We start from the raw sequence: 26,428 nt of genomic DNA, 5'->3' as shown, positions 1-26,428 counted from the left end.
TGTTCTCCTTCGACAAGAGGCCCCGGTCCTTGTGGGGTCATCCTGGGCTTGAGTCCCCATCACGTGTAGGAGGTCGCAGCATGTCCGGCAGCGGGCGCCTGGATTCCGGGCCACGGTCGGCGGTCGTCGTCGGCGCCGGGATCGTCGGGTTGTCGACCGCGTGGTTCCTGCAGGAGCGCGGCGTGTCGGTGACGGTCGTCGACCGCACCGGCGTGGCCGCCGGCGCCTCGTGGGGCAACGCGGGGTGGATCGCGCCCGGCCTCGCGATCCCGCTCAACGAGCCCGCCGTGCTGCGTTACGGCCTGCGGTCGCTGCTCAGCCCGTCGGCGCCGCTGCACGTCCCCGCGTCGGCCGACCCGCGGCTGTGGTCGTTCCTCGCCCGGTTCGCCGCCAACTGCCGCTGGTCGAGCTGGACCCGCGCGGTGCACGCCAACCTGCCGCTCAACGACGACGCCGTCGACGCCTACGACGCCCTCACCCGCGGCGGCGTCACGGCGCCGACGATCGACGCGCCCATCACCGCAGGCTTCGAGTCCCCACGCCAGGCCCAGGTCCTCCTCCGTGAACTGGGCCGGCTCGCCGAGGCCGGACAGCAGGTGCGGCACGCCCTGCTGTCCGGTGACGAGTTGCGGGAGCTGGTCCCGCTCGCGGCCCCCGCGCTCACCGCGGGCGTGCGGATCGACGGGCAGCGCTACGTCGACCCGGGCGCGTTCGTCCAGGCACTGGGCCGCGCCGTGGTCGCCCGAGGCGCCACCATCCACACGTTCGACGTCGTCGACGTGCGCACGGACGGAAGCGGGGTCCGGGTGCACCGCGCCGCGGGCAAGGCACTCCGGGCCGACGTCGCGGTCCTGGCCACCGGGGCGTGGCTGCCCGGCCTGGCGAGGAAGCTGGGGGTTCGCACCCCGGTCCGCGCGGGCCGTGGCTACTCGTTCACGGTGCCGGTCGACGAGCCCGTGCCGGGGCCGGTCTACCTGCCCGGCATCCGCGTCGCCTGCACCCCGTACCAGGACGGCCTCCGCGTCGCGGGGACCATGGAGTTCCGCGACCCCGACGCCCCCGGCGTGCCGGCCCGGCTCGCCGCGATCATCGAGTCCGCCCGCCCGTTCCTCCGGGGCGTGCACTGGGACGAACGCCGGGACGTCTGGGTAGGCCCCCGTCCGGTCACCCCCGACGGCCGTCCGCTCGTCGGCGCCCTGCGCGCGCCCGGCGTCTACGTCGCGGGTGGGCACGGCATGTGGGGCCTCGCCCAGGGCCCGGTCACCGGGCGGCTGCTCGCCGAGCTGATCACCACCGGCAAGGAACCGCCCGCACTACGCGCGCTGGACCCGCTGCGGTGACCGCGATGCCCGACCATCCACGGCCGCTGACCGAGGACGAACGCTCGGAACTGCTGTGGCTGCGCAAGGAGAACACGTTGCTCCGCGTCGAACGCGACATCCTGCTGCGCGTCGCCACGGGCTATGCCAATGACGCTGCCAACGACGCGGCCAACGATCCGAAGACGGAGACACACCGATGACCAGCACCTGGCTGACCCCCGAAACGCACGAGCGGCTGCGTGCCGAACTCGCCGCCCTGCGCGCGCCCGCCGCGGCCGACGACGCGGGTGTCGAGTCCGCCCACCGCCGCGCCGCCCGCATCCGCGAGCTCCAGGAGCTGCTGGCGAACGCGGTCGTCGGCGAGGACCCGCCGGACGACGGCGTCGCCGAGCCCGGCATGGTGCTCACCGTCCGCTACGACGACACCGGCGAGGAGGAGACGTTCCTGCTCGGCCTGCGCGACGCGGAGGGGACCGGCGACGACATCGAGGTCTACTCACCGGTCTCGCCGCTGGGCATGGCCGTCGCCGGTGCCCGGTCCGGCGAGCAACGCTCCTACCAGGTGCCCAACGGCGCCACCGTGCGCGTCACGCTGGTCAACGCCGTGCCCTACGGCCACCACCGGACCGCGGCCCGTCAGGCGACCTCCAGGTAGTCCAGTTCCGCCCACCGGCTGCGGAACTGGAGCCGGACGGTGTTGAAGCCCGCGGCCAGACTCACGTCGACGGACACCTGTGTCCAGTTGTCCCAGCCGCGGTTGGGGTAGTTGACGACCTGCGCCGCGCCACCGTTGACGGTGAGCGTGTGCTGGGCGTCGCCGTACCCGGCCGCGTATCCGATGTGGACGGTGTAGTTGCCGGCCACGGGCGCGAACACCGACGTGTCGGCCCAGCTGTCGGCGTAGTCGATACCCGCGGCGACCGCGCCCTGCGACGCACCGGCCGCGCCGGTGCGGACGTAGGCGTGGTTCAGCCTGCCGCGCTCGACCTCGTAGCGGACGCGGCTGCCCCGCACCACCGGGTAGTCGTTCGCCCAGCCGAGCGCGGCGGTGTACATGCCGCGGCCGCCGGCGGACAGGTGGCCGTGGAAGAAGATCCGGTTGCCGACGACGTCCGCGCCGCCCGGCCCGTTCACCGCCCCGTCCAGTGACGCGGTGGTGAGCAGCGGCCGGTACGCGCGGGCGTACGGGCCGGTCAGCGAACCGGAGACGGCGTAGCTGGTGTGGTAGCCGCCGTTCGTGTAGACGCCCGCCGAGAAGAACAGCACGTAGTGCGACGGCCGCCGCACCAGCACCGGCGCCTCGATCACGCCCTGGTCCTCCGGGCGGTTGTTGCGCAGCAGCTCGACCCGGTTGCCGGTGAACGTCACGCCGTCGGCCGCGGTCGGCTGCAGCCAGATGATCGCGGGCTGCCCGACGGCGTTCCCGTCGTTCTTGTACAGCAGGTACCGCGTGCCGCCCGCGTCCACGAAGCTCGACGGGTCGATGTCCCCGCCCTCCCACGCGTTGCACACGAGCGGCTGCGAGGACGTCGGCACGAACGGCCCGGCGGGGGAGTCGGCGAGCGCGGCGCCGATGCACATCCGCCCGGCCGCGACGCTCGGGCCGGTGAAGTACATGAGGAACCGGCCGTCCGCGCGCCGCGACACGTCCGGCGCCCAGAACCCGCCGCTGCCCGCCCAGGAAGGCTTCTGCGGCAACGCGTCGCCGCGGACCGTCCACGGCCCGGTCGGCGCGGACGCGGTCGCGTACGGCACACGGCCGGGGGAGGAGCTGGTCGAGTAGGCGTAGTAGGTCGCGCCGACCTGGATCACCTCCGGGTCGGGGAAGTCGCGGTTGATCACCACCGCGGGCGGCACCGTCTGGGCCTGCGCGGCGACCGGCGTGACGAGCCCACCCGCCAGCGCGACCACGACGGACAGGAGACCGACTCGTGACCGGTTCACGTCTTCTCCCACCAGTTGGCCAACCCCTCCCATCGAGACGTACCGGACGCGATCGCCGAACACCAGCCCTGTCCCGCTAATGGCGGAGCGGTTGCGGCGGTGCCGTGGACGTGGTGGTCTGCTGTGGACCAGCACCCCGAGAGGACGGACGCCGCGTGGACGTGCCGATGATCGTGTGGCTCCTGACGATCGCGGGGATCGGGGGGCTGCTGGTGTTCGACTTCGTCGTGCACGTGCGCAGGGCGCACTGCCCGACGCTGCGCGAGGCGACGGTGTGGTCGGCGCTCTACGTCGGGATCGCGCTCCTGTTCGGCCTGGGCGTGCTGGTGTTCGGCGGCACCGCGATGGGCACGGAGTACTTCGCCGGGTACGTGACGGAGAAGGCGTTGTCGGTGGACAACCTGTTCGTCTTCCTCGTCGTGATGTCGAGCTTCCGGGTGCCGAGGGCGAACCAGCAGAAGGTGCTGCTGTTCGGCATCGTGTTCTCGCTGGTCGCCAGAACCGGGTTCATCCTGCTGGGCGCGGCCCTGCTGGCGGCGTTCTCCTGGGTGTTCTACGTGTTCGGGCTGGTGCTGCTGGTCACGGCGGGCAACCTGATCAAGCCGTCCTCGGAGGAGGACCGCAACGCGGACAACGTCATGGTGCGCATCGCACGCAAGCTGTTCCGCACCGCGGACGACTACGACGGCGACAAGCTCTTCACCGTGGACCGCGGCAGGCGGGTCATGACCCCGATGCTGCTGGTGATGGTGGCGATCGGCGGCACGGACCTGCTGTTCGCGCTCGACTCCATCCCGGCGATCTTCGGGCTGACGCAGCACGTGTTCATCGTGTTCACGGCCACCGCGTTCTCACTGCTCGGGTTGCGGCAGCTGTTCTTCCTCATCGACGGCATGCTGAACCGCCTCGTGTACCTGTCGTACGGGCTGGCGGTGATCCTCGGGTTCATCGGCGTGAAACTCGTGCTGCACGCACTGCACGAGAACAACCTGCCGTTCATCAACAACGGCGAACCGGTGGCCGTGGCCGAGGTCGGCACCGGGCTGTCACTGATCGTCATCTTCGCCGTCCTGGTCATCACCGTCATCGCGTCGCTGACCAGCCAGTGGGGCCGAGCCCAGAACGTGATCGCGTCAGCACGCAGACACGCGATCGAGTTCCTGGAGACCGAGGAGAACGACCCGGACCGCCGCGCCGAGGTCTTCGCGATGCTGTGCACCGAGGAGATGACCCTCAAACGCCTCCCGGAGAAGTACCGCACCCGCATCCGCGAAGAAGAAAAGCTGATGACCCTGTTGCACAGAGCCCACACGGAACACGCGAGAACGACGGTCTGACACCACGAAGCCGCGCCCGAAGGCCCCCTTCAGCACACCGGCCGCGTGCTGAAGGACCCCTTCGGTGCCCACCCCCGCAAAAGCCGCGCCCGGGCGTTGAACCCAAGCGTCTTTCAGGGCATAGAACCGCCCGCGAAGCGGGCCCCAGCTCCGTGCACAAGCCGGGCAGGCAGACCCATCCTCGCCAAAGAACCCCGCGACCGACCCGGAAGGCCTCTCCCCGAGATCAGCCCGTCCGGCGAGGACCCCGGAGGGAAACCCACTACCGCAGCTCGTCGGCCGTCAACAACCGAGCCTCAGCCCGCAACCAAGCCGCCGAATCACCCAAATCCCCCGCCCACACCTTCACAGCCTCCCCACAATGCCGAAGCCCCACCCGAACCAACGCATCGCCAACCGCCCCGGCACGCCCAGCGAAACCCGGCGCCAAACGACCCAACCCCCGATGAGCCGCCTCGCCGAGCAACGCCAACCCATCCCCGATCGCGGCAACCAACGGATCCACGGCCGCCACCGGACCAGCGGCAGGCAACCCCCCGGCAGCCGCGACCAGATCCAGCACGACCACCCCGTCAGCACCACGCACGGCGTACGGCTCGACGACCAACCCACCCCGCGCCCGACGAATCGTGCCACTCACCTCAACCGGATCACCGGCCAACGCCTCCGCCAACGCATCAACCGCCCCGGGCGCGGCAACGCGATGAGCGAGGCTCACCGTCGCCACAGCACCGTCCGAGTCCGCGACGACGGCGTCCAGCCGCTGCGCACCGGCCAGGTACCGAACCTGCCGCACCTCCGCCACCGGCAGCACGCGAACCAACTCGGCCGCGACCCTCGGCCGCACCACCCGCGGCGGCAGCCCGCTCAGCTGCGCCAGCGCCTCCCCGAACGACGGACACAGCGCCCTCGGCAGCTCGGCCCACGACTCGCCCACCGGGCTGACCGTCGTGCGGGCCAACCTGCCCGCGCCGAACCGCACCACCCGCCCCGCGCTGCGCACCGCTGCCTCGCTCACGACGTTGCCCGCGGCGAGCGACGCGAGCGTCGTGCCCGCGATCCGCCGGGACGCGACCGCTCCCGTCCCCGACCAGCTGTGCCGGACCACCAGCACCGTCTCCGTGCCGGGATGGGCGAGGAACACCTCAGCGGTGGACTCACCGGTCACCCGGCAACCCAGCGCGACCAGGCGCACCTGCCGCAGCGGCGTCTCCGCCGGTTCGTCGGTGCCCAGCACCCGCGACGGCGCCCGCGCGGCCGCGTGGTGGCGCGCGAGCAGTTCCGCGACCAGCTCCGCCACCCGCACCGGGTCGTGCCGCGCGGATCGCGTGCCGTACGCGGTCACTTGGTCGACCAGGTCCGCGAGTGCGGCGGCCGGCCAGCGCAGGTTCGCCCGCTCGCAGGCCGCGAGTTCCCGGCGCAGCGCCGCGACCAGCACCTCGTCGGCCGACACGACACCCGTCCGCAGCAGCTCACCGGCCGCGGCCGCCACCCCGGCCAACGCGGCCGGGACCGGTTGGTCCGCCCGCCCGGACAGTTCGACGGTGACGTCGGGGTCGTCCGGTTGGTGCGCGTCGGCGTGCCGGAACGCCCACACGGCGACGACCACGAGCGCGTCCCTGGACTCGGCGCGGGCGTCGCAGTCGACGAACCTCAGCTCGCCGGGCACCAGGAAGCGCACGGTCGCCGACGGGGTCTCCACCGTCATGGCCTGCCTGCGCACCCGGGCGGTGAGCCCGCCGCCGACCAGGCGCCGCGCCGCGGTGAGCGTGCGGGCCCCGAACCGGGCGGTCAGCTCGTCGTCGGTCACCGAACCCGGCCAGCCCGCCGGCACGGCCGCGGGTGGCGGCGCCGACGCGTGGTCGCGCTGGTAGGCGAGCACGGCGCCGATGCGGTGCCTGCAGATCCCGGGCGCGCCGCACGTGCAGCCCGCCGTGTCGAGGCCGTGGCCCGGTGGCAGCGTCACCGTCGCCCCGTCGGCGAAGCTCACCTCGACGGTGCCGTCGTCGGCGGCGGTCACCGGCGGGACGGTGTCGAGTTCCTTGGTGGCACGCTTGACGAGGCCCCGGTTCGCGAGCCCGGCGAGCGCGTCCGTCGTCAGCGCGAGCAGGTCCGCTCTCACCGGCCGATCCTCTCCGCCACGAACTCGGCCAGATGGCCCGGGGTCATCGCGCCGACGTGCGCGCCGACGTCCGCGAGCCGTTGCCCGAGCGCGCGGTCGTACTGCGGGTTCGCGGCCTCGTCCAGGGCGGCGAGGCACAGCACGTGCGTGCCCTGCCCGACCAGCCCGGCGACCGTGCGCACCAGTGCGCCCGCGTCCCCGCCCTCGTAGAAGTCGGACACGATCGCGACGATCGCCCGCCTCGGCGCGTCCACCAGGTCCGCGCCGTAGCGGACGGCTTTCGCGATGTCGGTGCCGCCGCCCAGCTGCACCCGCATCAGCAACTCCACCGGGTCGGTCACGTCCGAGGTGAGGTCGACGACGTTCGTGTCGAACGCGACCAGGTGCGTCCGCAGCCCGGGCACGCCCCACAGGCAGGCGGCGGTGACCGCGGAGTGGATCACCGAGTCGACCATGGACCCGGACTGGTCGACCAGCAGCACCAGCTGCCACGGCTGCGTGTGCCGCCTGCCGCGGGAGGTGAACCGGGGCCGTTCGATCAACAGCCGCTTCTGGTCCGGTTGGTAGTGCGCGAGGTTGGCGCGCACCGTGCCGCGGAAGTCGAAGTCGCGTGCCTGCCGGAAGTTGCTCGGCGTGCGCAGCCGCGTGCCGGTCAGGCCGCGCCGCACCTCGGTCCGCAGCCGCGCCATCAGCTCACGCACCACCTCGGCGACGATCCGCCGGGCCAGCGCCAGCACGTCGGGGTTCATCAGGTGCTTGGTGCGCAGCACCGCCCGCAGCAGCGCCGGGTTCGGCTCGACCCGTGCCAGCACCTCCGGGTCGGTGACGATCTCGTGCACGTCGTAGCGCTCGACCGCGTCGCGTTCCAGCCGCTCGACGGTTTCCTTGGGGAACAGGCGGTGCACGTCGTCGAGCCAGTCGACCGCGGTGACCCGGGAGTCCTCGGTGCCGCCGGTGCGCACCCCGCGCTCGGCGAGTTCGGGGTCGCGGCCGTACAGCCAGGACAGTGCCGCGTCCATGGCCGTCGCGTCGCCGCCGAGTTCGGTCATGCCGGCCGCGGGCGCGCCGAGCACCAGCCGCCACCGCTCCAGGTCCGTCATGGGTGAGTCGTTCACAGGTCCGCCAGCCCCGCCCGCGTGAGCATCTCGTCGATCGCCTCCTCGATGGCCGCGCCACTCGCCACCAGCACCGGGTCCGCCCGCACCCGCAGCAGCGCACGCGCGGACCCGCCGCCGCGACGGGTCACCAGCGCGGTCGCGAACCGCTCCCGTTCGGCGGGCGGGAAGAACTCGAACGCCTGCCGCAGCGCGGGCAACGCCGCCAGGAAGTCGTGTGCGGTCAAGGCGCTCACCAGCTCGTCGAGCACGGCGGTGAGGCCGTCGTCGTCCAGCACTTCCTCGCGGGCCACCGCGAACAGCCCGGCGAGCCAGTCACCGAGCACCGACGGCGACCGCGGCACCGCGTCGGCCGCGGTGACCGGTTCGCCGAGCGCCCAGCACAGGCCGAGCCCGGCGCCACGCAGATCCGGTGGCACGTCCTGGTTCGCGAACAGCCGCCCGCCGACGCCGACCGCGAGCTCCCGGTCGAGGTCGAGCGCGGCGCCGCCGTCGCGGACCGCGTCCCGGACCGCCGCGAGCGCGCGCAGCCGCGCCGGTTCGGCGGGGGTGTCCCCGCCGCGGATGCCCTCGGCCAGCCACAGCGCGCGCGTGGTCGCGGTGGTGACGACCGTGCCGAGCAGCGGGCTGCCCGCGGTGCCGAGCAGCCGGTCGTGCCGCCACAACCCGAGCGCCACCCGCAACGCCGCACCGAGCGGGGCGAGCTCACGTGCCGACCGCACCCCGGCCGCGACCCGGGTGGTCAGGTCACCGGCGAGGTCGGCGAGACCGCACAGCGCCGCGTCGTACAGCAGCGCCGCGAGTGCCCCCACCTCGTTCCTGCCGTCGGCGAGGCCGACGAGCGTGGTCGCGGCCGCGTCGGCCAGGGTGCCGCCGCGGGCCGCCGCCTCGATCAGTGCGGCCTCACGGCGGTCTGAGGTGGTGAGCTGCCAGCGTTCCGCCGCGGTCGCGTCCCGGCCCGCCGACGGCCCGGATTTCCGTTCCACACCGGGGATGCCGAGCACCCGCAGCCGGTGCAGGACGCGGCTGCGGCGCAGGTCGCCCGCGTCGGCGAGGTCGAGCCGGACGTCCCGGTCGCCGTCGAGACCGAGCGCGGCCAGCTCCGCCGCGACCGCGCCGACCAGGGGTGGCGCCGGGGTGTCCGGGTGCAGGCGGCCGGTGCGGTCACCGGTGAGCGCGGCGACCATCTCCACCACGACCGGGTGCGCGCCCGCCGCGAGCGGGCCGCGGGCCGACCACGGCAGCGGCTGTTCCAGCGCGTCCGACACGAGCGCGCTCACCAGCCCGTCCAGCACGTCGGTGCGGGCCGGGTGCGGGTGCCCGCGCAACGCGGCGAGCCCCTCGGCGAGCGCGGTCGCCGAGATCAGGTCCGCGGTGGACACGGTCTGGCGGCGTTGCCGCAGCCGCGTCACCACGTCGGCGACCAGGCCGGTCGCGGCGTCCTTCGGGCCGGACTCCCAGAGCCGCTGGTAGTAGCCGGGGGAGGGCATGCCGGAGGCGTAGCCGGTGAACGCGTCGAGCCTGCGGTTGGAGTACGGCACCAGATAGCTGCCGACCTCGGTGTCCGCCGGGACGTCCGGGAGTGCGGGCCAGGCCGGGTCCGTGTCGGCGGTCGCGAGCCGGGCCAGCAGCGCGGGCCGGTGGAAGCCGCCCACCACCGCCACGACCGGGCCGTCGTCCCGGGCGGCCGCGGCCGCGATCCACCGCGCCATGTACTCCTCGCGTGCCGTGTCCTCGGCCCCGGCGTCCGCCTCGCCCCGCACCAGGTCGAAGTACGTGGTGAGCCGCTCGGCCAGTCCCTCGTGCGGGTGCGCCTCGACGAGGTGGTCCCACAGCACGTCGGTGTTGTCCACCGCGAACGCCGCGCACAGCCGCTCAGACGCCTCGGCGTAGCGGCGTTCCGCGTCCGCGTAGACGTTCTCGGTCTCGGTGGCGCGCCATCCGGGCAGGTCGATGAACCGCACCTCGGCGCCCGCCGCGTGCCCGTCGGTGAGCGCGATCCACTCGGGGGAGTAGTCGCAGAACGGCGCCCACGACAGCCGGGTGCGTGCGGCGTCGCGCACGTAGCCGAAGATCGCCACCGGCGGGGTGTGCCCGAGCAGCAGCTCGCCGATCCGGCCGGAGAAGTCGGCAGGCCCCTCGATCAGCACGTGCGCGGGCCGGTGCGCGGCGATCGTCTCGCGCACCAGCCGCGCACACGCCGGGCTGTGGTGCCGGACCCCGACTACGTGGACGGGAGCGGCCATCAGCCGGGCAGCCGCAGCCGGGCGCCGTGCAGGTCGGCCCACGCGGGCGAGTGCCTGCGCCGGGCCGCGTCGTGCTCCAGGTAGCGGCGCAGCTTCGCGAGGTCGTCCGGGCTGTCCTTCGCGGCCGTCCCGGCGAGGCACTCGACGATGTCCTCCGCCGACCCCGCCTCGCGGCGCAGGTACCAGCCGCGCAACCCGACGGCGTGCGCGACCGACACCGCCTCGGCCGTGCTGAGCACAGTGGACAGTCGCTCCTGACCGTCGCGGCCGGTGCCCGCACGCAGCTCCCGGAACGTGGTGACCAGCACCTCGAGAACGTCGCGGCGTTGTGCCACCGGCACCCCGGAGCGGCGCAGCAGCTCCGCCGACTCCGTCTCCACGAGCGCCAGTTCGGTGTCCAGGTCGGGGATCGGGAACACGGTCTCGAAGTTGAACCGGCGTTTGAGCGCCGCGCTCATCTCGTTGACGCCCCGGTCGCGGGTGTTGGCGGTGGCGATGACGTTGAACCCGTCCGTGGCGAACACCATGGCGTCCGGGCCGGTCAGCTCCGGGATCGCCAGCACCCGGTCGGACAGCGGCGACAGCAGCGAGTCCTGCACCTCGAGCGGGCAGCGGGTGATCTCCTCGAACCGCACCACCTTGCCCTCGGCCATGCCGCGCAGCAGCGGCGCGGGCACCAGCGACCGGGTCGACGGGCCCTCCGCGACGAGCATCGCGTAGTTCCACGAGTAGCGGATCTGGTCCTCGGTGGTGGCCGCGCCGCCCTGGATGGTCAGCGTCGACACCCCGCTCACGGCGGTCGCGATCAGCTCCGACAGCAGCGACTTCGCCGTGCCCGGCTCACCGACCAGCAGCAGGCCGCGGTTGGTGGCGAGCGTGACCAGCGCACGGTCCACAAGGGACGGATCGCCGACGAACTTGTTGCGCACGCGAAGCTTCGCGTCGCCGACCACGAACCGGCGGGCCGCGTCGAGGCTCAGCGCCCACCCCGGCGGGCGGGGCGCGGTGTCCTGGTCGCGCAGGCGGTCCAGCTCGTCGGCGAACCGGATCTCCGCGGGCGGGCGCTGCAGGTGTTCCGTCCCGTTCCGCGTCGCGGTCACTTGGCGCTCACCAGCTCGGTCAGGTCGGCCAGCAGCTCACTCGCCGACACCGGGTCGAGCGTGCCGAACGAGGTGTCCTCCTTGCCCCACCAGCCGTCGTGGTCGGGGGAGAGGAACACGCGCCGGATCTCCTGGTTCTCGCCGAGCATGGTCGGCTCGCCCGCCACGATGCCGTCCTCCAGTTCGAGCACCCCGAACCAGCCGCCGGGCAGCGGTTTGACCACACCGGCCTCGACACCACCGTCCTGCGGCGCGGTCCGTTCCCAGCCGCGTTTGGTGAGCCCGAGGACCTTGCCGACGCTGACGGTGGTCTTGTCGAACCTGGCGAGCGTGAGAGCGCCGCGTTCCGCGTCGGTCAGCGTCAGGACCGGCCTGCCCAGCTGCGGGAACGGTTGCAGGATCTCGTAGTCGCCGAACACCTCGGCCCAGCCGGCGAGCGCGTCGCCGAGGTGGATCGGGTGCGCGACGCCGACGGTCGTGCCCTCGGGCGGGGTGTAGGTCTCGTCGTCGACGTCGGCGAGCGTCCGGTCCTCCGCCAGGCGGAACGCGCCGACCAGCCTGTCGTCACTGTCGTAGACGCCCCACACGAGCCTGCGCACGACGTGCCAGAGCAGCGGGTGCCCGGAGAAGTAGGTGGCGAAGTCCTCCTGGCTCCACCGGCGGCCGGACACCATGGCCCGTTCCAGGCGCATGATCTGGTCGCTCGCGAGGGTGCGGACGTCCTTCTTCAGCGCGGCGAACCGCTGGTAGGCGGCGGTCGCGAGGTCCTGGTCGTCCTTGGCGCCCGGCTTGGGCAGCGCCTTGCGCCGGGTGCCGTCCTCGTCCGACACGGTGGGCCGCAACGCCTCGTCGAAGCCGACGACGAACGTCCGGGGGCCGTAGTCGAGGACCAGCGTGCCGTCCTCGGCGAGCCCGAGGTCGGGCACGAGCCGGTCGGCCAGCTGCTCCGCGGTCAGGCCGAGCTTGGCCGCGACCAGCTCGATCTTCTCCTTGGCGCGTGCCTTGAGGCCCGAGAACTTGACCTTCTGCGCGATGCCGTTGAGGTGCATGAGCGCGACGTCGGTGCCGATCTCGGCGAGCACGTCCAGGCCGGTGACCGCGCGGGCGTGCCCGCCCTCGCCCGGCCAGGCGCGGATGATCGGCGACAGCCGCCGCACGGTGTCGTCGTCGCCGACCGCGGCCAGCGCGGTGAGCGCCCAGCCGTCCTTGGACGGCATGCCCGCCTTGCGCCACGCCTCGAACACCGCCCACCCGAACTCGGCGAGCGACGCCGGGTCGCACACCTCGGCGACCTGCGCGACGCCGCCGTAGGGTTCGTCGGGCCGCCCGAGCGCGAACATGGTCACCAGGTCCGCGGTGGAGGCCGTCGGGAGCGCGAACTCCTTGTCCAGCAGGCGGATCTGGGGCAGTGCGGCCGGGTCGGCCCACGCGCCCGGCACCGGCAGCTTCTTCGGCAGCAGGTCGAGCGGGTCGGTCGCGAGGACGCGGGCCACGCCGTCCGCGGCCTCCTCGCCGGCGAGCCGCTTCGCCTCCGCGATCACCTCGTCGGCACTCTCGTGCGCGGCGAGCGCGCGCAGCGTCGCCTCCGCCGCGTCCCGGGCCTTGCCCGGCTTGGCGAGCGTGGCGGGCAGCAGGTAGGGCAGCGTCGCCAGCCGGTGTCGCAGCAGCCACGCCGTCACGACCGGCCGGGCGGTGCGGCGCTTCGCCAGCGCCGTCGCCATGATCGTCGCGACCTCGGTGTCCAGCACGGGCAACAGCGCCCTGAGATCGTCCTGGCCGTTGCTCGACGTCGCCACCGCGGCGACGACGGGAAGGGCGTCGACGTCGAACCGGGCCAGCAGCGCGGGGCCCCATGTGTCGACGTTGTACACCTGCTCGGGCTGCCAGGTCTTCAGCGCGGACAGCGCCACGTCGTCCGGCGCGTGGAGGAGGATGGACGGCATCGCCCAGTCGTTCCGGCCGTACCGCTTCAGCTCGTCCGTCCAGTCGACGTCGCTACGGGTGTGGCGGGCATACGAGATCTGCGACCGCCGGGCGAAGGCCTGGTCCCGTTCCCCGTCCGCCCACACGACGCGGGCCGGTGCCGCCACGGTGAGGTCCGCCAGCACCACCTTGGGCGCCGACGTGCGCTTGCGGGTCCACGGTGGACTGGTCAGCACCGGCGGCAGCAGGTCGGCCGGTGCGTCCGGCAGCCGGACGACACCCTCCTGGGTGGCGAGCGCGGCCTCCCGCGCCGCGTCGGGCAGGGTAGGCACGACGTCGGTCAGCAGGTCCTGGCGCGTCAGCAGATGAGCGCGCAGCAGCTCGACGGCCACCTGGTCCCCCGCGGCGGCGGCCTCGGCGAGGACGCGGGTGGCGCGCACCGGGTAGCGGGGCACGGCCTCCTGCAGCGCGGCACGGTACTGCGCCTGGTCGGCCTTGGCGACGAGCGACCGGAACGCGTCGTCGGTCGGCATCGCGACGATCGCCGCGAGCAGGCGTTTGCGCACGTCGTTGTCGGCCCCGTCGCACCACCGCGCGAGGACGGGCGCGACGTCGGGACCGAGCGTGCGCACGACGGTCGGCAGCACCCTGGAGTGGCGGTCGAGCGCGTGTTCGGCGAACGGGATGTCGTCGAGCTGGTCCACGCGGTACGCGGCACACAGGTACAGCCAGGTCGTCACGTGGTCGAGGTCGTCGACCTCGTCGGGGGTCATGGCGTCCACCCACGCGGTCTCGGTCGGGGCGAGGAACGCGGCGACGAGCCGGGTGTGGGCGTCCGTGCGCAGCTCGCCGATGGTGGCGACGGCCCGGGCGTACTCGTCGTCACCCGCCGCCGCGAGCGCGGTGCGGACGTCGCCGAGCACGTGCGCACCGGGCCAGCGCCACGTCAGGCGCTCGCCCGCGGCCGCGTAACGCAGGTCGTTGCCCCGGGCCCCGCCGACACCGGTGTTCCTGGTCCCGACGGCGAGCGTGGCCAGCCGCATCGACGCCTCGACCGAGAACACCAGGCCGTGCTCGGCCAGCCAGTGGTGCCCGAAGCGGCTGAGCTGGTCCTGGTCGTAGTAGCTGGCGTGCAGGCCGAGGACGAAGAGCACCGCGGCGGCGCCCAACGGGTCCGGGGTGCCGCCGAGGTGGCCGCGCGCGGCGGTGGCGATCCGCTGTTCGGTGTCCGCCGCGTCGAGCACGCCGTCGACCATGTGCCGGTACTTCTCCAGGAGCTTCGTGGCTGCCTGGTGCGCGTCGGCGGCGGGTTGGTAGCGGGGTTTGCCCTGGTCACGACGGGCGTACGCCATCCGGACCAAGCCTGGGGGCGGGGCGAAGGTGTCCTCGTCTGGCTCGGTCGCCGCGGGAGCGGCCGGGCGTGCCGGTTCCCCTTCGGCCGGTTCCGGGGGCGGTGCCGTGACGGGCGCCGTGGCCGTGCCCGCGTCGGCGTAGCCCTTCTTGATCTTGTCGGCGACCTGCTTGGCGAGGAACGCCTCGGCCGCCGTCGCGGACCCGAACTCCTTGCGCTTGGTCTGCCCGTCGGTGCCTATCCGGCCCCAGGACACGACGACGTCGCTGCCCTGCACCACCCCCTCCCAGAACTTCGCCGAGCCACCGCCGATGTACTCCAAACGCCGCACGTTCCACTCTCTCCTGCCGTACTTCCTCCGACCGCGCGCACACGCTAGCCCCGCCCACCGACATTCCGGGGTGGATCGATCCGCCCGTGAACCTTCCGTGATCCACAGCGCCGATCCACCCGGGCGTCGTCAGAGCCAGTCGCGGCGCCGGAACAGCACGAACAGACCGGCGGACAGGGTCAGCATCACCCCGGTCGACACCCAGAACCCCCACGGCTCGCCGGTGCCGGGATACGGCACGTTCTGGCCGTAGAACCCGGTGATCGCGGTGGGCACGGCGATGATCGCGGCCCAGCCGGTGACCTTCTTCATGATCATGTTGAGCCGGTTGCCCTGCAGGTTCAGCTGCGTCTCCCGGACGGTCGTCACCAGGTCCCGCAACGACTCGGTCCACTCCGCGGTGCGCAGGACGTGGTCGCGGACGTCCTCGTAGTAGGGCATCAGCTCGTCGGTGACGAGGCGGAAGTCCGGGCGCATCACGGCGTTCATCACCTCGCGCATCGGCAGCACCACCCGGCGCAGCGTCACCAGGCTCCTGCGCAGGTGCAGTGACCGCAGCTGCACCTCCTTGTGGTGGACCTCCTCGGCGAGCACCTGGTCTTCGAGCGTCTCGATCTCCTCGTCCAGCGCCTGCACCACGTCGAACTGCCCGTCGACGATGTAGTCGAGCAACCCGTGCAGCAGGTACCCGACGCCGTTCTTGGCGAGGTCGGCGGCCGAGTCCCACCGCGCCACCACGGCCTCGATGTCGAAGTGCTCGTCCTTGCGCACGGTCACCAGCGCGCGGTCGGTGACGAACGCGGCCAGCTCCGAGGTCTCCAGCGACCCCGTCTCGGTGTCGAGCCGCACCGCGTAGGCGGTCAGGAACGAGTGCGTGTCGTAGCGGTCGAGCTTCGCCCGCTGGTGTTCGCCGACGGCGTCCTCGACCGCGAGCTCGTGCAGGTCCAGTTCCTCGCTGATGGTGGCCAGGTCCGCCGCCGTCGGGAAACACAAGTCCAGCCACACCGCGGTGTCCGGTTCCGGCAGGTAGTCCGAAACATCCTCGGCGGGGAAGTTCTCCGCGATCAGCACGCCGTTGCGGTACAAGCGAGTCCGAGCCATGGCCGGACACGGTAACCGTCACTACCGACGCCCGTGGGCGAGTTCACCGACTCACCCGGGGATCACGGTTCTCGCGGGAACCGCCCGTGGAGTTCGACGCAGCACTCGCCGCCGCCCGGGGCGAGTTCGGCGGTCAGCGTCGGCGCGTCGAGGCCGTCGAGCAGGCCGCTGAGGAAGGCGTGGTTGATGCCGCACACGAGCGCGGGCGACGTCGCCGCCATCGGGTGGAACGGGCACGTGCGCAACCGGACGGACGTGTCGGGCTCGCGCACCGGCTCGAACCCGTGCCGCCGCATGGTGGCGGCGACGAGGGTGAGCGCGCGTTCGGTGCCGAGCCGTCCCGGCCGGCTGCGCGCGCGTTCGTCGGCGCCGACGCGATGACCGTGGTCGTACGCGGCCTTCCGGACCGCGTCCGGGTCGTCGCGCGTGGCGGCGTCGAGCAGGATCTCGGCGAGCAGGTCGTGCTTGCGGGGCGGGATGCTGACGCTGATGTCGGTGTCGGCGGGCCGGTAGACCTTGGGTGCGCGGCCGACCCGGCGCATCCCGGCGACCTGCCGGTAGTCCGCCTGGAGCACGCCGGCGTCGACGAGCTTGTCGAGGTGGAACGCGGCGAGCTTGCGGGAGATCCCGACCGCCGCGGCGGCCTCGTCACGGGTCACGGGGCGGCGGGCGGCGCGGATGAACGCGTACATGCCGCGCCGCAGGTCGTCGTCGAGCGCGGCGACCGCCCTGATCGCCGGATCGCCCGTCACACCTCCACAATAACACCAACGACTGTGTCCCATATCGCGCGCTATTGACGACGTGGACTCTAAAAGACCAAGATTTGTTGGTGTAATAGTCGCGGAAGGGGAGGACCGCTCATGAGCTCAGCACCCGCGTTACGGGTCGTCCACGAACCAGACGCAGGCATCGACATGGCGGAGGCCGAACAGGCCGCGGCGCGGTTCCTCCGCGCGCTGGGCATCGACCCGGTGTCGGAGAGCCTGCGGGGCACGCCGGGCCGGATGGCCCGCGCCTACGCCGAGTTGTTCAGCCCCCGGCCGTTCGACCTCACGACGTTCCCCAACGACGAGGGCTACGACGAACTCGTCCTCGCCCGCGGCATCCCGGTGCGTTCCGTCTGCGAGCACCACCTCCTGCCGTTCGTCGGCGTCGCGCACGTCGGCTACCTGCCGGGCGACCGCATCCTCGGGCTGTCCAAGCTGGCCAGGATCGTGGAGCACTTCGCCCGCAGGCCCCAGGTCCAGGAGCGCCTCACCAAGCAGGTCGCGGACTGGCTCGCCGAACAGCTGCACCCCCAGGGCGTCGGCGTGGTCATCGAGGCCGAGCACACCTGCATGACGCTGCGCGGCGTGCAGGCCGTCGGGTCGACCACGGTCACGTCGACCCTGCTCGGGACCCTCCGCGAGGACGCACGCTCACGCCAGGAGTTCTTCGCGTTGGCGGGCCTGCGCTCCTGACCGCCTATCGTGGGACGGGACAACGCAGTCGTGATCCCGCGAGGAGGACCGTTGACGGGCAATGTCGCACCGCCGAGCGCGCAGGACGTCGAACAACTCCGCACCGACGGCATCGTCGGCAGGCAGGGGGCGTTCTCCGCGGACTGGGCCGACCGGCTCGGCGAGGACATCATGACGATCTTCGCGGAGGCGCTCGCGTCGCCGGGGACGGCGGTCGGGCGCGGACCGAACCGGTACTACGTCGAGATCCACCCCGAGCGGCTGCGCGGGTTCGTCGACCTGGTCACGCACCCGTGGGTCACCGGGGTGTGCGAGGCGGTGCTCGGCGCGGAGTACCGGATCGTCGAGGTCGGGTTCGACGTGCCGCTGCCCGGCGCGGTCGACCAGCCGTGGCACCGCGACTTCCCGTCCCCGCCGGAGACCACGCGCGAGGGCAGGCTCACCTCCCTCGCGTTCAACCTCACCACGGTCGACGTCACGCCCGAGATGGGGCCGTTCGAGATCGCGCCGGGCACGCAGTGGGACGACAGCCCCGAGTTCGAGCACGGCATGTTCCCGCCGGAGAGCCACTGGCCCCGCTACGAGTCGCTGGGCCGTCGCAGGCTCACCCGCCGCGGCGACATCTCCGCGCGCAGTGCGCTCACCATCCACCGCGGCACCGCCAACCGGTCCACGACACCGCGGCCGACGCTCGTGCTCGGCGTCGACGCCCCCGGCGCGGGCAACGACGAACGCCACGACCTGATGGTCACCCGCGCCTACCACGCCCGGCTGCCGGAGCCGCTGCTCGCGCACCTGCCGTGCCGCGTCGTCGACGAGCTGGAACCGATCGAGCAGAAGCACACGATCGAAGGGCTCGTGATGGGCGCGCCGTGACACGGCGAGGCGCGGCGGTCAGCCCGTCGCGCCGGGGCGGTCGGTGAGGCCGAGGCGGAGGTGTTCGCTGTGGTAGACGGCCTCGTCGAGCAGTTGCGCGACGTGGTTGTCGTAGAGGCTGTAGACGATGCTGCGGCCCGCGCGGGTGCCGGTGACCAGCCCGAGGTTGCGCAGGAGCCGTAGCTGGTGGGACACCGCCGACTGCTCCATCCCGACCGCGTCGGCGAGTTCGCTGACCGCTTTGGGTCCCTGCCGGAGCTCGCTCAGGATCAGCAGCCTGCTCGGGGTGGCGAGCGCCTGCAGGGTCGTGGCGACATGGGCGGCCGACTCGGCGTCCAGCCGTGCGACCGGCCGATCACGGCCACCGTGTCCCATGTCCAGCAGCCTAACCCAGGCTCTCCATATGAAGACCTCTTCATATGTTCTGTTATCGTCGGCGCATGTCCACGTCATCCACCGCCACGCCGTCGCGGCGCACGCGGTTGTCCGCCCTGCCCGAGGTGCGGTGGGCCGCCGCCGCCCTCGTGTTGTTCCTCGCCGGGCTCGCCACGCAGCTGCTCGGCGGCCCGGAATGGACGTGGTGGGGGCTCTACCTGGCCTGCTACGCCACCGGCGGCTGGGCGCCGGGGCTGGCCGGTGTGCTTGCCCTGAAAGAGAAATCGCTCGACGTCGACCTCCTGATGGTCGGCGCGGCGGTCGGCGCGGCGGCGGTCGGGCAGGTGATGGACGGCGGGCTGCTGATCGTCATCTTCGCCACCTCCGGTGCACTGGAGGCACTGGCGACCGCCAGGACCGAGGACTCCGTGCGCGGCCTGCTGGACCTCGCCCCGGACACCGCGACCCGCCTCGGCGCGGCCGACGACGAGGAGACCGTCAAGGCGGCGGACCTGGCGGTCGGGGACGTCGTGCTGGTCCGGCCGGGCGAGCGGGTCGCCGCGGACGGCACGGTCGTGGCCGGAGCGAGCGAGGTCGACCAGGCCACCGTCACCGGCGAGCCGCTGCCGGTCGACAAGGCGGTCGGCGACGAGGTGTTCGCGGGCACCCTCAACGGCACCGGTGTGCTGCGGGTCCGGGTGGCACGCCGCGCCGGGGACTCCGTCGTCGCCAGGATCGCGGGCCTCGTGGAGCAGGCGAGCCGGACCAAGGCCCGCACGCAGCTGTTCATCGAGAAGGTCGAACAGCGCTACTCGGTCGCCATGGTCGCCGCCACGATCGCGTTGTTCACCGTCCCGCTGCTGTGGGGCGAGCCCTTCCGCGAGGCCCTGCTGCGCGCGATGACGTTCATGATCGTCGCCTCGCCGTGCGCGGTCGTGCTCGCCACCATGCCGCCGCTGCTGGCCGCGATCGCCAACGCCGGACGGCACGGCGTGCTCGTCAAGTCGGCGGTCGTGATGGAACGACTCGGCACCACCACTCGCGTGGCGTTCGACAAGACCGGCACCCTGACCCGCGGCACCCCGGAACTGGCCGAGGTGCACCCGGAGCCGGGGGGCACCGACGAGGAGCTGCTGCGCACGGCGGCGGCCGCCGAGCGACCCAGCGAGCACCCGCTCGGCGCCGCGGTCGTCCGTGCCGCCCGCCACCTGGACGTCCCCGCCGCGGACGGGTTCTCCGCCCAGCCCGGCCGCGGAGTGTCCGCGGTGGTCGAGCGGCGCCTCGTCCAGGTCGGCTCGCCGGCCGCGCTGCTCGCCGGGACGCGTCTCCCGGTCGTCGACGCGTTGCGGGAGCGTGGTTTCACGGCCGTCGTGGTCCTCCGCGACCGCGAGCTCGCCGGTGTGCTCGGCATCGGCGACGAGGTCCGCGCCGAGGCGGTCCCGGCCGTCGCCGAGGTGACCCGGCTGACCGGCACCGCACCCGTCCTCCTTACCGGCGACAACGCCGCCACCGCGGCCAGGGTCGCCGCGCGGGTGGGCATCACCGAGGTGCGGGCGGGTCTGCTGCCGGACGACAAGGTCGCCGCCGTCCGGGACCTCGAGGCCGCCGGGCACGCGGTGACGGTGGTCGGGGACGGCATCAACGACGCCCCCGCGCTGGCCGCCGCGCACGCCGGTGTCGCGATGGGCGGCGCCGGTGCCGACCTGACCCTGCACACCGCGGACGCGATCGTCGTCCGCGACGACCTGACCGCCATCCCGGCCGTCATCGCCCTGTCGCGGCGCGCCCGCCGCCTCGTGACCGCGAACCTCGTCATCGCGGGCACCTTCATCGCGGGCCTGGTGCTGTGGGACCTGTTCGGCACGCTCCCGCTGCCGCTCGGCGTCGCGGGCCACGAAGGCTCGACGGTCATCGTCGGCCTCAACGGTCTGCGCCTGCTCCGGGACGCGGCCTGGCACCGGGTCGCGGCGACGTCACCGGTGCCTGCGGCGGTCAGCCCGCCGCTCAGCGCGAACCCGGCGTCTCCGGTTCGATCCCGTTGAGCAGGTCACGCACCTCGGACAGGCGGGTGGGCCAGCGCCGCACGACGGTCCGCCACGCCGTCCACAGCGACACGCCCTGCGCCAGGACGAGCACCGGCCCTTCGCGCCACGGGCTCGCCACGACCGTCCCGACGCGGTCCGGAGTGCCCGGCTTGGGCGGTCCACCCGGCAGGAAGTCGACGATCATCGCGCTCGCGCTGCCGGTCAGGTCGTCCACCAGACCGCGCATGGCGAGGTGGTAGCCCCGCAGCCGGGACCGTTCCGCCGGGTCGGCAGGCATCGGGCTGGCCGGGTACGCGGCGTTGTAGGCGGCGATCGAGGCGTACTGGCGGAGTTCGGGGAGGACCACGGCTGGACCCTACCTCCCGCGGCCTTCCCGCCCACCCGGCCCGCGGCGCCGCCCCCCGAACGTGCCGCGAAGTCGATATCCGTGCACCGGTGAATGTCAAAATAATTGATTCCGCAATATCCCGCGCGCCTCGACTGTCCCGGTTTGTTTCCGGCCGGTATCGTCCGGCGGTAGGAGTGTGCGGGAAGAACGTTTCGTGAAGTCGGGGAGGTGGCGATGACGGATTCACCGGTGATGGTCACGCCAATATTCGATCAACTCGTCGCCGAGTTCGGCAGTCGCAACCGGACGGCGCCGGAGACGCCGGCGCAGGGACCCGCGCCGGACGCGGAGACACCCGCCGACGAGACTGTCACGCAGGCGCGGCCCGGCGCGGCGGTGTAACGCGCGCGACGTGCCGAGCGTCTAGACAGGTGTGGGCGGGAGTGCCGAACAGGAGGACGAGGTTTCCGTATGGCACCTGGTCAGGCGGCGGCTGACCTGACGGCGGCGGTACGGGCCGCCCGTGACGGGAGCGAGGCGGCGTTCCGGGAGCTGTACCGGGAGGTGCAGCCCGGCCTGCTGCGGTACCTGCGCGGGCTGGTCGGCACGCAGGACGCGGAGGACGTCGCGGCGGAGTCCTGGCTGCAGATCGCGCGCGACATCCGCACGTTCCGCGACGAGGGCGCCGGGTTCCGCGGCTGGGCGGCGTCCATCGCCCGCCACCGCGCCATGGACCACCTCCGGTACGTCCAGCGCAGGCCCACCGCGTCCCAGTCCGCCGAGGTGCTGGTCGACCTGCCTTCCCGCGACGACACGGCGGCCGCGGCCGTCACGGCCGTCGCCACCGACGCGGCCGTCGCGTTCATCGCCACCCTGCCGCGTGACCAGGCCGAAGCGGTGTTGCTGCGGGTCGTGCTGGGGCTCGACACGGCCGCCGCCGCGCGCGTCATGGGCAAACGACCGGGCGCCGTGCGCACGGCCACCTGGCGCGGGTTGCGCACCCTGAGCACCCGGCTCGAACAGGCCGGTACACCGGACGCCGCCGCCACGGGCACGGTGTGGGCGGGCGACCTGACGCCGAGGACGGCCGGATGAGCACGCACCGGCCACGAGCCACCGGTCCCCACACCGGTGACGACGCCCTGCTCGCCGAGGTGCTCCGCGCCGCCGCCGCGCCCGCCCACCCCGGTGAGCTGGCCGGCGAGGAGGCCGCGGTGGCCGCGTTCCGCCAGGCAGCCCCGGTCGGGACCGCACCTTCCCGGCCCTCGGCGGCCCGGCGGGTCCTCGCCAAGGTGCTGACCGTCAAGGCCGCGGTGGCGATCGCCGTCACCGGGTCGGCGGGGGTCGTGCTGGCGGCGAGCGGCGGCGTGCTGCCCACGCCCTGGTCGGCCGCGCCATCCACCGAGCAGGCACCGACGGTCACGGCGACGACCGCGCCCGCCGCGACCGGGGACCGCGGCGCGCCCGACCCGTCGGCGGGCTCCGGGCCGTCGACGGCACCGGCCGAGCGCGCGGTCGTCGACCTGTGCCGCACCTACCCGGCGGGCAACGGCGGGCACCGGGCCGACCCGAAGTTCCGGCCGCTGATCGAGGCCGCGGGTGGCGCGGACGAGGTCGCGGAATACTGCGCTACACACGCACCGACAACCTCGAAGAAACCGTCGAAGAACGAGCCGGGGAACGGTAGTCCCACGAAGTCCCCGAACACCGGAAAATCCGGGAAGAACACGCCCCCCGCGCCGCCGGGTGAATCGGTGCCGCCGGGAAAGAACCCGACGGGCGAGGCGGACACGCCATCACGGCCGGCGCGACCGGAATCCGCGGTCGAGCCGAGCCGCGGTGCCGTACCCCCGTCCGCGACCGGTGCTCCGTCCCGCGGGCGGTCCTGAGCCGTTCGGCGTAACGCCGGTCAGCTGATCCACTTCGCTAGAATCGCTGGTGGCGAGCCTGCGGCGATGGTGGGGTGCTCTGCGGATGACGGGACCGGAGTTGGGGGCCGCGGTCCAGGCGCCGGTCGTCGTCGGCACGACGGCGTCGCGCGGGCCGAGGCTGCTCAGGAGACTGTGCACGGCGCTGTCCGCGGCCGCGATCGTCGGTGGGTTCGCCGCCGTGCTGACGCCGTGGGGCATGACCTGGCCGTGGCTGGCGGCGTTGTGCTCGGTGCTCCTGGTGACGACGTTCGCCGTCGGCCTGCACGCGGACCTGCGTTCGGTCGGGGTGCTGGGGCTGGCCCTCTCGCCGACGCGGCGGCTGTTCCTGCGCGGGCCCTGGATGACCCGCGTGCACGACGTGGCCGAGGTCGTGGCCGTGCAGGTCTGGTGCGACTGCGGCAACGCCCGCCGGTCGGTCGCGCCGCACCGCGACGGCATGGAGGTGCTCCTGACCGGCGGCCGCACGGTGCGGGTCGAGTCGAGCACCGCGTTCCCGGCGGACGTGGCCGTCACGCTGGGCGAGCAGCTCGCACCGGAGGGGATCAAGGTCGTGGACTGGGGTGAGACGGGTGCGGTGGCTCAGTAGCGCGTTCGCGGCCGTCGCGGTGAGCGTCGCCCTGGTGTGGCCCGCGGCCGCGGTGGCGGCGCCCGGCACCTGCCCGACGATCACCCGGCCACTGGTCGCCGACGAGCCGCCCGCGGCCGGCCGGCTGGCCTGTGCCGACCTGCGCGGGTGGGACCTGCACCAGGACCGCCTGGCGGGCGCCGACCTGCACGGATCGAACCTCGCGGGGGTGTCCCTCGGGCAGGCCGACCTCGCGGGCGCCGACCTGAGCGGGGCGAACCTGGCGGGTGCCGACCTCAGCCAGGCCGATCTGAGCGGGGCGAACCTGCGGGGCGCGAACCTCGCCGACGCCGAACTCGTCCAGACCGACCTCGCGAACGCCGACCTCCGTGACGCCGTGCTCGCGGGCGCGAACGGCACCCAGGCGGTCATGAACGACGCCGACCTGCGTGGTGCGAACCTGCGCGGCACGTACCTCGGGCAGGCGTTCCTCAACCGCGCCGACCTGCGCGACGCCGACCTCACCGGAGCGACGACCAGCCAGGCGGAGACGGACGGCGCCCTCGGGCTGCCTGACCGGGCGCTGGACGGGTCGACCCCGCCACCGGCCGATCCGGTCACCGACACCGACACCGACACCCAGCAGGTCGCCCACACGCTGCTGTGGCCCGCGGGGGCGCTCGCGCTGGCGTGGTGGCGGGGCCGGGTCGGCTACCTGCTGCGGCACCGCCGCACGACACCCACGCGGCCCGGCCGCGTGGTGGGCGCGGTCGTGGGCGTCGGGGTCGTCGTCGCCGGGATCTACCTGGCCGCGGTCGGCGTGCTGCGCGGCTTCACCCACCTCATCGGCGGTGTCCCGTGGGCGACCGACCCCGGCCCACTCGGGTTTCTCGCCACCGCGCCACACCACCAGCTCGCGTTCGCGGGCGGCGCGTTCCTCGTCGGCGGGCTCGTGTCGCGGCTCAGCCGGGGGCGCCGTCGCGAGGCGGAGCGGACACCGGCCGGGTCCCAGGTCGCCATCGGCAAGCCGAAACCGGCGCCGGTCGGACCCGAGCTGCCCGCGCCGGTGCGCCTCGCGGTGAAGGTGCTGGCGTGCGCCTGCCTGGCCGACCTCGTGGCCGTCGTCGCGATGATCTTCCTGGACGCGCTTCCCGCGACCGGGCCGTGGCGGGCGGGCACCGTGGTCGGGCACCTGGTGTTCGTCGCGATCACCACGCTCCTCCTGTTCCTCGTCACCGAGCGCGTGCGGACCGGCGAGAAGGTGGCGACCCCGAGCGGGGTGGTGTTCGCGGCGGGCGGCCGCGACCCGTTCGTCTGGCTGTCCGGCACCTCGGCCGACAAACGGGCGGCGAGCCAGGCCCTGCCGTGGGAGGCGCTCGACCAGGTCCACCTCATCCGGGTGCTCGGCACCGCCGACCCGTCCTCGGCGATGATCACCGTGCGGGCGCCGGGCACGGACGAGCCGGCCGAGTACCCCGCGGAGCTGCCGGTGACCCGCGACCGGGTCGCCGCCCTGCGTGAGCTCCTGCCACCCGAGATGGTCACCGAACACACCCGCGCACCGTCCTCGGGCTGACCGGTGCCGGACGGCTACGACGCCATCTCGAGCGCGGGCGCCCGGACCTTCGCGCCGTACGAGGTGACGGCGAGCACGGTCGCGGCGAGGGTGCACACGCCCGCCATCGTCAACGCCGGCGCGGGCCCGAAGCGCTCGCACAGCCACCCCAGCAGCGGGGCTCCGACGGCACCGGCGGCCGCGGCGACGGTGGCCTGCACCGCGAGGACGCGGCCACGCATGTCCTCCGCCGAGTCCAGCTGCAGGCGGGTGCTCATGACGGTGTCGATCAGCACGGCACCCGCCGCGATCGGCAGGATGACCACGGCGAACCCGAGGAGGCCGGGTGCCATGCCGCTGACCGCCTGCAGCGCGCTGGTGACCGCCGCCGCGGTGAACAGCAACCGCACCGACAGCTCCCGCAGCCCTGCCGCCAGCAGACCGCCGAGCACGGTGCCCACGGCGAACACGGCGGAGAGCGTGCCGTACCCCGCCGCGCCCGCCTGGAGCGGGCCCTCGGCCATCGCGGCCATGGTGACCTGGTAGTTGCGGCCGAGGCCGGACAGCACGAACCCGAGCGCGAACAGCGTCAGCAGCGTCCGGTCGGCCCGGACGTGACGCAGGCCGGCCAGTGCGCCCGCCCGTTCCGGGGTGCTGACCGCCAGCGGGAACAGCTCGGCGGCCCGGATGGCGCGAACGGTCATGATCACCGCGACGAAGCTGGCCGCGTTGATCAGGAACAACGCCGGTTCGCCCACAACGGCCGCGATGATCCCCGCCGACGTCATGCCGAGCACACGGCCGGTCGAGTTGATCAGCGACCCGATCGCGAGCGCGTTGCCCAGGTCCGCGCGCGGGACGGCCTGGCTGCCGAACCGGCCCAGCGCCGGTCCCTCGACGACCCCGATCAGCCCGGAGAACGCGGTCAGCACGTAGAGCGTGCCGATCGGGGCCTCCGTCCACACCAGCATCGCCAGCACCACCGCGAGGACGGCGTGCGTCGACTGCCCGGCCAGGATGATGCGCCTCGGGTCGACGCGGTCGGCGAGCGAGCCGGACCACGGTCCCAGCAGGAGCGCGGGCAGCGCGCTGACGAGCACGGACAGCCCGACGGCGGTCGCCGAGCCGGTCCGTGCCATCACCACCCAGTTCAGGCCGAACACCTGCATCCAGGTGCCGGTGACGGACACCACGTCGGCACTGGCCCACAACCGGAAGTTGCGGCTGGCGAGCGCGCGAGCCATCGGCGGCAGGTTTCGCCGCAAGACGTTTTCCCTTCGAAGGCCGGGTGAACTACCCGTGGAGGACACAGTGGACACTTCGGCACCAGCGCCGAGCGCGGCCACGCTACGTTCTGCTTCTCGGGGAGTTCAACCGCCGTGGCGTGCCCGAAACGAC

Annotated in this window: 23 protein-coding genes; 12 read left to right on the top strand and 11 right to left on the bottom strand. The window is 73.3% G+C overall.

Annotation, left to right across the window (positions count from 1 at the left end):
* Positions 1-80 precede the first annotated feature (80 nt).
* From ACIBVP_RS26460 to ACIBVP_RS26450, 3 genes are read left to right on the top strand one after another with little or no spacing between them, the layout of a single operon-like run.
* Positions 81-1,340 carry an NAD(P)/FAD-dependent oxidoreductase gene (locus tag ACIBVP_RS26460; protein ID WP_396109032.1) on the top strand — a complete coding sequence of 420 codons (1,260 nt, stop codon included), beginning with the start codon at positions 81-83 and terminating at the stop codon, positions 1,338-1,340.
* A complete protein-coding gene (locus ACIBVP_RS26455; RefSeq protein WP_396109315.1) occupies positions 1,337-1,522 on the top strand; it encodes a hypothetical protein in 186 nt (61 codons plus the stop codon). The genes ACIBVP_RS26460 and ACIBVP_RS26455 overlap by 4 nt, the downstream gene beginning before the upstream one ends.
* Entirely contained in the window at positions 1,519-1,977 is a 459-nt protein-coding gene (locus ACIBVP_RS26450) for a GreA/GreB family elongation factor (RefSeq protein ID WP_396109031.1), read from the top strand. Before ACIBVP_RS26455 ends, ACIBVP_RS26450 begins: the two co-directional genes overlap by 4 nt.
* Here ACIBVP_RS26450 and ACIBVP_RS26445 read toward each other — a convergent pair.
* Entirely contained in the window at positions 1,959-3,266 is a 1,308-nt protein-coding gene (locus ACIBVP_RS26445) for a family 43 glycosylhydrolase (protein ID WP_396109030.1), read from the bottom strand. The two genes, ACIBVP_RS26450 and ACIBVP_RS26445, sit on opposite strands and share 19 nt — an antisense overlap.
* A gap of 167 nt (positions 3,267-3,433) precedes the next feature.
* On the opposite strand from ACIBVP_RS26445, the gene ACIBVP_RS26440 reads away from it, so the two are divergent.
* On the top strand, positions 3,434-4,603 hold the full coding sequence (locus ACIBVP_RS26440) for a TerC family protein (protein ID WP_396109029.1): 1,170 nt from the start codon (positions 3,434-3,436) through the stop codon (positions 4,601-4,603).
* Between the two features lie 262 nt (positions 4,604-4,865).
* On the opposite strand, the gene ACIBVP_RS26435 is transcribed toward ACIBVP_RS26440, so the two are convergent.
* The 7 genes from ACIBVP_RS26435 to ACIBVP_RS26405 all read right to left on the bottom strand — a co-directional run bounded on the left by ACIBVP_RS26435 (position 4,866) and on the right by ACIBVP_RS26405 (position 16,677).
* The gene (locus ACIBVP_RS26435) at positions 4,866-6,725 is read right to left on the bottom strand and encodes a hypothetical protein (protein WP_396109028.1); all 1,860 of its coding nucleotides are present in this window, start codon (positions 6,723-6,725) and stop codon (positions 4,866-4,868) included.
* A complete protein-coding gene (locus ACIBVP_RS26430; protein WP_396109027.1) occupies positions 6,722-7,825 on the bottom strand; it encodes a VWA domain-containing protein in 1,104 nt (367 codons plus the stop codon). Before ACIBVP_RS26430 ends, ACIBVP_RS26435 begins: the two co-directional genes overlap by 4 nt.
* 11 nt (positions 7,826-7,836) lie before the next feature.
* A complete protein-coding gene (locus tag ACIBVP_RS26425) occupies positions 7,837-10,086 on the bottom strand; it encodes a DUF5682 family protein (protein WP_396109026.1) in 2,250 nt (749 codons plus the stop codon).
* Positions 10,086-11,186: an AAA family ATPase gene (locus ACIBVP_RS26420; RefSeq protein ID WP_396109025.1), complete on the bottom strand. Its 1,101-nt coding sequence runs from the start codon at positions 11,184-11,186 to the stop codon at positions 10,086-10,088. The genes ACIBVP_RS26425 and ACIBVP_RS26420 overlap by 1 nt, the downstream gene beginning before the upstream one ends.
* Positions 11,183-14,791 carry a DUF4132 domain-containing protein gene (locus tag ACIBVP_RS26415; protein WP_396109024.1) on the bottom strand — a complete coding sequence of 1,203 codons (3,609 nt, stop codon included), beginning with the start codon at positions 14,789-14,791 and terminating at the stop codon, positions 11,183-11,185. Before ACIBVP_RS26415 ends, ACIBVP_RS26420 begins: the two co-directional genes overlap by 4 nt.
* A 129-nt stretch (positions 14,792-14,920) precedes the next feature.
* Positions 14,921-15,892, bottom strand: a complete 972-nt coding sequence (locus tag ACIBVP_RS26410; protein ID WP_396109023.1) for a magnesium transporter CorA family protein — start codon at positions 15,890-15,892, stop codon at positions 14,921-14,923.
* Positions 15,893-15,954: 62 nt separating this feature from the next.
* Positions 15,955-16,677: a helix-turn-helix transcriptional regulator gene (locus tag ACIBVP_RS26405; RefSeq protein WP_396109022.1), complete on the bottom strand. Its 723-nt coding sequence runs from the start codon at positions 16,675-16,677 to the stop codon at positions 15,955-15,957.
* Between the two features lie 78 nt (positions 16,678-16,755).
* On the opposite strand from ACIBVP_RS26405, the gene folE reads away from it, so the two are divergent.
* Positions 16,756-17,355: a GTP cyclohydrolase I FolE gene (gene folE, locus ACIBVP_RS26400; RefSeq protein WP_396109021.1), complete on the top strand. Its 600-nt coding sequence runs from the start codon at positions 16,756-16,758 to the stop codon at positions 17,353-17,355.
* 51 nt (positions 17,356-17,406) lie between these two features.
* Complete coding sequence (locus tag ACIBVP_RS26395; protein ID WP_396109020.1) at positions 17,407-18,231, top strand: phytanoyl-CoA dioxygenase family protein; 825 nt, start codon at positions 17,407-17,409, stop codon at positions 18,229-18,231.
* 18 nt (positions 18,232-18,249) lie between these two features.
* Here ACIBVP_RS26395 and ACIBVP_RS26390 read toward each other — a convergent pair whose 3' ends face one another.
* Positions 18,250-18,606 carry an ArsR/SmtB family transcription factor gene (locus tag ACIBVP_RS26390; protein ID WP_396109019.1) on the bottom strand — a complete coding sequence of 119 codons (357 nt, stop codon included), beginning with the start codon at positions 18,604-18,606 and terminating at the stop codon, positions 18,250-18,252.
* A gap of 65 nt (positions 18,607-18,671) precedes the next feature.
* Between ACIBVP_RS26390 and ACIBVP_RS26385 the strand changes: the two genes are divergently transcribed.
* A complete protein-coding gene (locus ACIBVP_RS26385; protein ID WP_396109018.1) occupies positions 18,672-20,648 on the top strand; it encodes a heavy metal translocating P-type ATPase in 1,977 nt (658 codons plus the stop codon).
* On the opposite strand, the gene ACIBVP_RS26380 is transcribed toward ACIBVP_RS26385, so the two are convergent.
* A complete protein-coding gene (locus ACIBVP_RS26380; protein ID WP_396109017.1) occupies positions 20,611-20,997 on the bottom strand; it encodes a hypothetical protein in 387 nt (128 codons plus the stop codon). The genes ACIBVP_RS26385 and ACIBVP_RS26380 overlap by 38 nt on opposite strands.
* A 216-nt stretch (positions 20,998-21,213) precedes the next feature.
* Here ACIBVP_RS26380 and ACIBVP_RS26375 point away from each other — a divergent pair, with 216 nt between their 5' ends.
* The 5 genes from ACIBVP_RS26375 to ACIBVP_RS26355 all read left to right on the top strand — a co-directional run bounded on the left by ACIBVP_RS26375 (position 21,214) and on the right by ACIBVP_RS26355 (position 25,051).
* Entirely contained in the window at positions 21,214-21,381 is a 168-nt protein-coding gene (locus ACIBVP_RS26375; RefSeq protein ID WP_396109016.1) for a hypothetical protein, read from the top strand.
* Between the two features lie 69 nt (positions 21,382-21,450).
* A complete protein-coding gene (locus ACIBVP_RS26370; RefSeq protein ID WP_396109015.1) occupies positions 21,451-22,074 on the top strand; it encodes an RNA polymerase sigma factor in 624 nt (207 codons plus the stop codon).
* Positions 22,071-22,868 (top strand): hypothetical protein, encoded by a 798-nt coding sequence (locus ACIBVP_RS26365; RefSeq protein ID WP_396109014.1) that lies wholly within the window; start codon positions 22,071-22,073, stop codon positions 22,866-22,868. Before ACIBVP_RS26370 ends, ACIBVP_RS26365 begins: the two co-directional genes overlap by 4 nt.
* 85 nt (positions 22,869-22,953) lie before the next feature.
* A complete protein-coding gene (locus tag ACIBVP_RS26360; protein WP_396109013.1) occupies positions 22,954-23,496 on the top strand; it encodes a hypothetical protein in 543 nt (180 codons plus the stop codon).
* The gene (locus ACIBVP_RS26355; RefSeq protein WP_396109012.1) at positions 23,480-25,051 is read left to right on the top strand and encodes a pentapeptide repeat-containing protein; all 1,572 of its coding nucleotides are present in this window, start codon (positions 23,480-23,482) and stop codon (positions 25,049-25,051) included. The genes ACIBVP_RS26360 and ACIBVP_RS26355 overlap by 17 nt, the downstream gene beginning before the upstream one ends.
* 14 nt (positions 25,052-25,065) lie before the next feature.
* Here ACIBVP_RS26355 and ACIBVP_RS26350 read toward each other — a convergent pair whose 3' ends face one another.
* Positions 25,066-26,274, bottom strand: a complete 1,209-nt coding sequence (locus tag ACIBVP_RS26350) for an MFS transporter (protein ID WP_396109011.1) — start codon at positions 26,272-26,274, stop codon at positions 25,066-25,068.
* Positions 26,275-26,428: the final 154 nt, after the last annotated feature.

This window comes from Actinophytocola sp. NPDC049390 (genome assembly GCF_044466355.1).
GTDB lineage: Bacteria > Actinomycetota > Actinomycetes > Mycobacteriales > Pseudonocardiaceae > Actinophytocola.
Note: the sequence above shows the minus strand (reverse complement) of the source record. Positions and strands in the feature narration are given on the sequence as shown.

Excerpts from the sequence above, each read along its gene's own strand:
- ACIBVP_RS26460 (WP_396109032.1), top strand. The coding sequence starts at position 81 with ATGTCCGGCAGCGGGCGCCTGGATTCCGGGCCACGGTCGGCGGTCGTC.
- ACIBVP_RS26450 (WP_396109031.1), top strand. The coding sequence starts at position 1,519 with ATGACCAGCACCTGGCTGACCCCCGAAACGCACGAGCGGCTGCGTGCC.
- ACIBVP_RS26440 (WP_396109029.1), top strand. The coding sequence starts at position 3,434 with ATGATCGTGTGGCTCCTGACGATCGCGGGGATCGGGGGGCTGCTGGTG.
- ACIBVP_RS26430 (WP_396109027.1), bottom strand. The coding sequence starts at position 7,825 with ATGACGGACCTGGAGCGGTGGCGGCTGGTGCTCGGCGCGCCCGCGGCC.
- ACIBVP_RS26425 (WP_396109026.1), bottom strand. The coding sequence starts at position 10,086 with ATGGCCGCTCCCGTCCACGTAGTCGGGGTCCGGCACCACAGCCCGGCG.
- ACIBVP_RS26410 (WP_396109023.1), bottom strand. The coding sequence starts at position 15,892 with ATGGCTCGGACTCGCTTGTACCGCAACGGCGTGCTGATCGCGGAGAAC.
- ACIBVP_RS26405 (WP_396109022.1), bottom strand. The coding sequence starts at position 16,677 with ATGGGACACAGTCGTTGGTGTTATTGTGGAGGTGTGACGGGCGATCCG.
- folE (WP_396109021.1), top strand. The coding sequence starts at position 16,756 with ATGAGCTCAGCACCCGCGTTACGGGTCGTCCACGAACCAGACGCAGGC.
- ACIBVP_RS26390 (WP_396109019.1), bottom strand. The coding sequence starts at position 18,606 with ATGGGACACGGTGGCCGTGATCGGCCGGTCGCACGGCTGGACGCCGAG.
- ACIBVP_RS26385 (WP_396109018.1), top strand. The coding sequence starts at position 18,672 with ATGTCCACGTCATCCACCGCCACGCCGTCGCGGCGCACGCGGTTGTCC.
- ACIBVP_RS26375 (WP_396109016.1), top strand. The coding sequence starts at position 21,214 with ATGACGGATTCACCGGTGATGGTCACGCCAATATTCGATCAACTCGTC.
- ACIBVP_RS26370 (WP_396109015.1), top strand. The coding sequence starts at position 21,451 with ATGGCACCTGGTCAGGCGGCGGCTGACCTGACGGCGGCGGTACGGGCC.
- ACIBVP_RS26365 (WP_396109014.1), top strand. The coding sequence starts at position 22,071 with ATGAGCACGCACCGGCCACGAGCCACCGGTCCCCACACCGGTGACGAC.
- ACIBVP_RS26360 (WP_396109013.1), top strand. The coding sequence starts at position 22,954 with ATGACGGGACCGGAGTTGGGGGCCGCGGTCCAGGCGCCGGTCGTCGTC.
- ACIBVP_RS26350 (WP_396109011.1), bottom strand. The coding sequence starts at position 26,274 with ATGGCTCGCGCGCTCGCCAGCCGCAACTTCCGGTTGTGGGCCAGTGCC.